The 5,054-nt window shown below is 64.8% G+C and carries 9 protein-coding genes; 5 read left to right on the plus strand and 4 right to left on the minus strand.

The genetic code is table 11. The features are described 5' to 3' along the window. From AC2VLV_RS01450 to sufT, 4 genes are all read left to right on the plus strand, one after another. A partial coding sequence (locus AC2VLV_RS01450; protein ID WP_486988312.1) for a SufD family Fe-S cluster assembly protein occupies positions 1-269 on the plus strand: 269 nt, incomplete at its 5' end. Next, positions 266-1,516, plus strand: a complete 1,251-nt coding sequence (locus AC2VLV_RS01455) for an aminotransferase class V-fold PLP-dependent enzyme (protein WP_486988313.1) — start codon at positions 266-268, stop codon at positions 1,514-1,516. The genes AC2VLV_RS01450 and AC2VLV_RS01455, both read left to right, overlap by 4 nt. An 18-nt stretch (positions 1,517-1,534) precedes the next feature. Then, complete coding sequence (sufU, locus tag AC2VLV_RS01460; RefSeq protein WP_486988314.1) at positions 1,535-2,032, plus strand: Fe-S cluster assembly sulfur transfer protein SufU; 498 nt, start codon at positions 1,535-1,537, stop codon at positions 2,030-2,032. A gap of 2 nt (positions 2,033-2,034) precedes the next feature. Then, complete coding sequence (gene sufT, locus AC2VLV_RS01465; protein WP_486988315.1) at positions 2,035-2,595, plus strand: putative Fe-S cluster assembly protein SufT; 561 nt, start codon at positions 2,035-2,037, stop codon at positions 2,593-2,595. Between the two features lie 73 nt (positions 2,596-2,668). On the opposite strand, the gene AC2VLV_RS01470 is transcribed toward sufT, so the two are convergent. Next, positions 2,669-2,962: a DUF2249 domain-containing protein gene (locus AC2VLV_RS01470; RefSeq protein WP_013106747.1), complete on the minus strand. Its 294-nt coding sequence runs from the start codon at positions 2,960-2,962 to the stop codon at positions 2,669-2,671. 59 nt (positions 2,963-3,021) lie between these two features. After that, positions 3,022-3,711 (minus strand): iron-sulfur cluster repair protein YtfE, encoded by a 690-nt coding sequence (gene ytfE / locus AC2VLV_RS01475; RefSeq protein ID WP_486988316.1) that lies wholly within the window; start codon positions 3,709-3,711, stop codon positions 3,022-3,024. A gap of 110 nt (positions 3,712-3,821) precedes the next feature. Here ytfE and AC2VLV_RS01480 point away from each other — a divergent pair, with 110 nt between their 5' ends. Next, entirely contained in the window at positions 3,822-4,262 is a 441-nt protein-coding gene (locus AC2VLV_RS01480; protein WP_486988317.1) for an RrF2 family transcriptional regulator, read from the plus strand. A 7-nt stretch (positions 4,263-4,269) separates the two neighbouring features. On the opposite strand, the gene AC2VLV_RS01485 is transcribed toward AC2VLV_RS01480, so the two are convergent. Together AC2VLV_RS01485 and AC2VLV_RS01490 are read right to left on the minus strand one after the other, a co-directional pair. Next, positions 4,270-4,674: a hypothetical protein gene (locus AC2VLV_RS01485; RefSeq protein ID WP_486988318.1), complete on the minus strand. Its 405-nt coding sequence runs from the start codon at positions 4,672-4,674 to the stop codon at positions 4,270-4,272. 160 nt (positions 4,675-4,834) lie between these two features. Then, positions 4,835-5,054: carboxymuconolactone decarboxylase family protein (locus AC2VLV_RS01490; RefSeq protein ID WP_486988319.1), on the minus strand; the 220-nt coding region annotated here is incomplete at its 5' end.

Here is a 5,054-nt window from a genome sequence, read left to right on the forward strand (position 1 = left end):
CCGAGGCCGATACCCGTCCGCAACTGCAGATCGACGCGGACGACGTGCTTTGCAGCCACGGCGCCACGGTCGGTCAGCTCGACGCCGAGGCGCTGTTTTATCTGCAGTCGCGCGGCATCGCTGCGCCGCTCGCTCGCGCCCTGCTGGTGCAGGCCTTCGTGGCGCAAGCCCTGCCCGACATCGGCTGGGAGCCCTTGCGCGCACAGGTGCGCACACGGCTTGCCGCACGGCGCGGTCTGGCAATCGAAGCCTCAGAGGTTTCGGCATGAATGCGTTTGAATCGCCATCGCGTCCCGCGCCGCAACTTTCGGCGATCCGCGATCATTTCCCCATCCTCGCCCAGACGGTGCACGGCAAGCCGCTGGTGTATCTGGACAATGCGGCGACGACGCAAAAACCGCTGGCCGTGCTCGACGCCATGCGCGCCTTCGAACTGCGCGATTACGCCAACATCCACCGCGGCGTCCATGCGCTGTCGCAGCGCGCCACCGACGCCTTCGAGGCCGCGCGGGCCAAGGTTGCGGCCTTTGTCCACGCCCGCAGCGCCGGCGAGATCGTGTTCGTGCGTGGCGCCACCGAAGCGATCAATCTGGTCGCACAAAGCTACACACGGCCGCGCCTGCAGCCCGGCGACGAGGTGCTGGTGACGGCGATGGAGCACCATGCCGACATCGTGCCCTGGCAGGTGGTGTGCGATGCCACCGGTGCCAAATTGCGCGTGGCGCCGATCCGCGACGACGGCGCGCTCGATCTGCAGGCCTTGCCGGAGCTACTCGGGCCGCGCACGCGCATGCTGGCCGTCACCCATGTCTCGAACGTACTGGGCACCGTCAACGATGTGGCGAGCGTGGCGCAGCTTGCCCATGCGCGCGGCGTGCCGGTGCTGGTCGATGGCGCGCAAGCCGTGGCGCATCTGCCGGTGGACGTGCAGGCGCTGGGTTGCGACTTCTATGTCTTCTCCGGTCACAAGCTCTACGGCCCCACCGGCATCGGTGTGCTGTGGGGCCGCGCCGAGATGCTGGCCGCGATGCCGCCGTATCAGGGCGGCGGCGACATGATCCGCAGCGTCAGCTTCGAACGCACCACCTACGCCGATCCGCCAACCCGTTTCGAGGCCGGCACTCCGCACATCACTGGCGCGGTGGGCCTGGCCGCTGCGATCGACTTCGTGCAGGGCCTCGGCTGGGACGCCATCGCGCAGCACGAGCGCACGCTGTTGGAGTGGGCGCAAAGCGCGCTTTCCCGCATCCCCGGGCTTCGCATCTACGGCACGGTTCCGGACAAGATCGGCGTCATCTCCTTCAACATCGACGGTCTTCACGCCCACGACCTCGGCACCATCGCCGATGCCGAGGGAGTCGCCATCCGCGCCGGCCACCACTGCGCGATGCCGCTGATGCAACGCTACGGCGTCGCGGCGATGGCTCGGGCATCGCTCGGTCTTTACAACGGCGAAGACGACATCGACGCACTGGTGCGCGCGGTGCGCAAGGCGCAGGTGATGTTTGCCGCCTAAACACGGAGTCCACGACCCATGCCTGACAGCCCATCCGACGATGCCCCTCCCGACCTGCGCGACCTCTACCAGGACGTGATCTTCGATCATTACCGCAGGCCCAGACACTTCGGCCATTTGCCGCAGCCCAACCGCTGCGCGCAGGGTGACAACCCGCTGTGCGGCGACCGCCTTGAACTCGAATTGTTTGTGGACGACGCGGGCTGCATCCAGGACGTGGCCTTTACCGGCGAGGGGTGCGCGATTTCCACCGCGTCGGGCTCGCTGCTGACCGAAGCGGTCAAGGGCAAGCGTGTGGACGAGGCACTGACTTTGTTCGTACAGATGCACGGCATCCTGGTCGATGGCGACACCGGCGCCGAGGCCGGTCTGGGCAAACTCGCCGTGCTCGCAGGCGTGAGGCAGTTTCCCGCGCGAGTGAAGTGCGCCATGCTCGCCTGGCATACCCTGCGCAACGCGCTCACTCAAACCGCGCAGGTGGCGCGCACCGAAGAGCTGTCCACGCCGGAGGGTTGACCATGGACGAACCCATCGACTCTGGCCCCATCATCCTGCAGCGCGACGTCCCCGCGACCCTGGTGCCGCTGGGCACTGCCGGAACCTTGCTGCAGGGCACCGAGGTACGCATCACCCAACGGCTGGGCAGCCACGTCACCGTGGTGTCCGAGGGCCGCATGTACCGCATCGACGGCCGCTATGCCGATGCGCTTGGGCTGAATGACGGGCAGCGGCAAGACATTCCCGCGCCAACGACGTGCGAGGAAGCCGAAAATGCCGTGCTGGAACAACTCGCCACCTGCTACGACCCGGAAATTCCGGTCAATATCGTGGAGCTGGGTCTGATCTATCGCCTGGACGTGCAACCGACCGACGCCAGCGGCGCCGCTTGGGCGGTGGACATCGACATGACGCTGACCGCACCCGGCTGCGGCATGGGAAACATCCTCACCGCCGAGGTCGAGGACAAGGTGCGACGCATTCCAGGAATCGCGCGAGTGAACGTGGAACTCGTCTGGGACCCGCCGTGGAGCCTGGAGCGCATGTCCGAGGCGGCACGGCTGCAGGCGGGGCTGTGGTGAGTGGGTGATCCGGCGCAGCCAGGCGGGGCCGCTCAGCTTCGCCGCTCAGCCGCCGTCGGTTCGATCCTTCGCCTCAGGCGCCGGCTTGCACGTCTTGCACGTGAAAGTCGATTTGCACCCCTTCGGGCGAGCGGCTGACGTATTCGATGCGTACCTTGTCACCGAAATGCTGCGCGATCTGTGCCAGCAGCGGCAGGGGATCATGGTCGTTGAAAAACGCCATGGTCTCTCCCGGCTCCAGCGCATTCAGCGCGCCGAAGATGGCGGCATGGCGAAAGCGCTTGGCGATGCCGCTGGCGTCGAAGGGATAGACGCGGTCTGCGCGGCGGTGGGAGTGGGGTTGGTTGACGACGGTGAGGGGTTCCATGGTGGGTTCCTTGGGTTGAAGTGAGTCGGGGTTGAAAGAGGAGGGCAGCGCAGCAGGCTTCACGCCTGTTCTTCGAACTGCGGGAACAGGATGTTGTTTTCGGTGTGGACGTGCTGCATGAAATCGGCGGTGAACTTGTCCAGACCTGCATACAGCGCGCGCCATGTGTTGCACGCCTCGGCGGGCAGCCTCAGATCGCGGGTGAGATCCTGCACGCGTTGCAGCATCCGGCCGTGGTCATCATGCTCGGCGCGCATGCGTGAGATCGGCGGGGTGAGAACCGCACCGGGATTGCGGCGCATCATCGGGAACAGGATCTGTTCTTCCTTTTGCATATGCTCCTGCAGTTCGTCGAGCATCTCCTGGAGCAGGGCAGCCAGACCGGTCGGCACCTCGGCATGGTCCTTGTGCACGCGCTCGACTTTGGCGGCCAGGGTGATCAATTCCGGCAGCTCGCGCCGGTGCACGTCGTGGAAGCGGCTGACGATGAGGTCGATCAGGGCGTCGGGGTCGCTCGGCGTGTCATCCAGCGCCTGCGGGCTCAACTCCGCGAGTTCGCGCTCAATAGTCGCCAGGTCGAGCTGGCGCGCCTGCGCGGCCGCTTCCAGGGTCATGTCGCCACCGCAGCAGAAGTCCAACCGGTGGCGTCGGAACACGGCGGTGGAACCAGGTAGATCGCGCGCCAGTTGGCCCAGGGGGAGGGCGGCGAGCGGTGAGGAGGAGCTTGCTGGGAGGTCTTGGGTGTGCATGGCAGAAAGTCCTGTGCAAATCAATGACGTGGAGCTATAAAAAGGTAGAATGAATTCCACTATAAAATTCTTTAGTAGTATTTGCAATACCTCTTCTGAAGGATTCCACCATGCGGCTGTCTTCTTTTTCCGATTTTGGCCTACGCGCCCTGCTCGTGCTGGCCGGCAGCGAACGCGAGACCTGGTCGAGCGTCGAGCTTGCGACCAAGCTCGATATTTCGCGCGATCACCTCATCAAGGTGCTGCAACGCCTTGCCGCCGGGGGGTATGTGCAGACCACGCGCGGCGCCGGCGGTGGCGTCAGGCTCGCCAGGCGCGCCACAGCCATTCGCATCGGTGAGGTGTTGCAATGGCTGGAAGACGACGCCCCGCTGACCGAGTGTTTCCGCGACGATGGCGGCCAGTGCCTGCTCACCGGCTTTTGCGCCTTGCGGCCCAAACTCGAACGCGCCCGCCGCGCGTTCTATGCCGCACTCAACGAAACAACCTTGGCAGACTGCCTCAATCCTGCGCTGCGCAAGTTCGTCGCCGTGCCGCTGTCCACGGCTTGAGCGCGGCTCAGCGCCGGGTTTCGATCAACAAGCCCTTTTCTTCACGCTCGAAATGATGTTCGAGCAGATGCTGCAAAGGCGCGGAGGCGTCGAGCAGCGTTAGACGTTGTTCGGGCGGATCGAGTCGGTCAGGTTGTCGTGCCAAGATCTCGCGCCATTCGCCGAGCATCGCGCTCAGCTTGGCATGTTCGGCCAGATAGACCTTTGCCGACCAGCGTGCGCTGGTCGGCAGCTTCGGAATCAGCGCGGTTTCTTCGAGCGCGATATGGGCTGCGTGCAAGCCTTGCAGCACATCGCGTGCGGCGCGCGCCTCGATCAGGTTGCCGACGAGCAAGCCCAAGCGCATGCGTTGCACTGTCGCCAGCATCGCCACATGCTGAGCGGGGATGTCCTCAGCCGAGTTCGAGGCCATGTTCAGGATTCTCCTGTATCTACGGACTGTGAGATGCGTTGGTCAGCGCAACCGAGCTGCCTGAGCAGAAAGTGGAAATTCAGCATCTGGGCATCGGTCGGCCAGCGCGCCGCAATCGTCTGCGATTTGCTTCGCCGGTCGATACAGCACGCTGGCGCGACTACGCGGGATCGATTTTGGCATCTTCCTCGCGCATCGTATCCAGCGCCAACAGCGAATGCGCATAGGCGGCGCCCGCTCGCATTTCGGCGGCAACCCAAACGGCCTCCATGATTTGCTCACGGCTGGCGCCTGCCTTAAGAGCAGCCTTGGTGTGGCCTCGGATGCAATAGGGACACTGGGTCACATGCGCCACGGCGACCGCAATCAATTGTTTGGTC

The sequence above is a fragment of the Thiomonas sp. TH-17 genome (genome assembly GCF_057473305.1).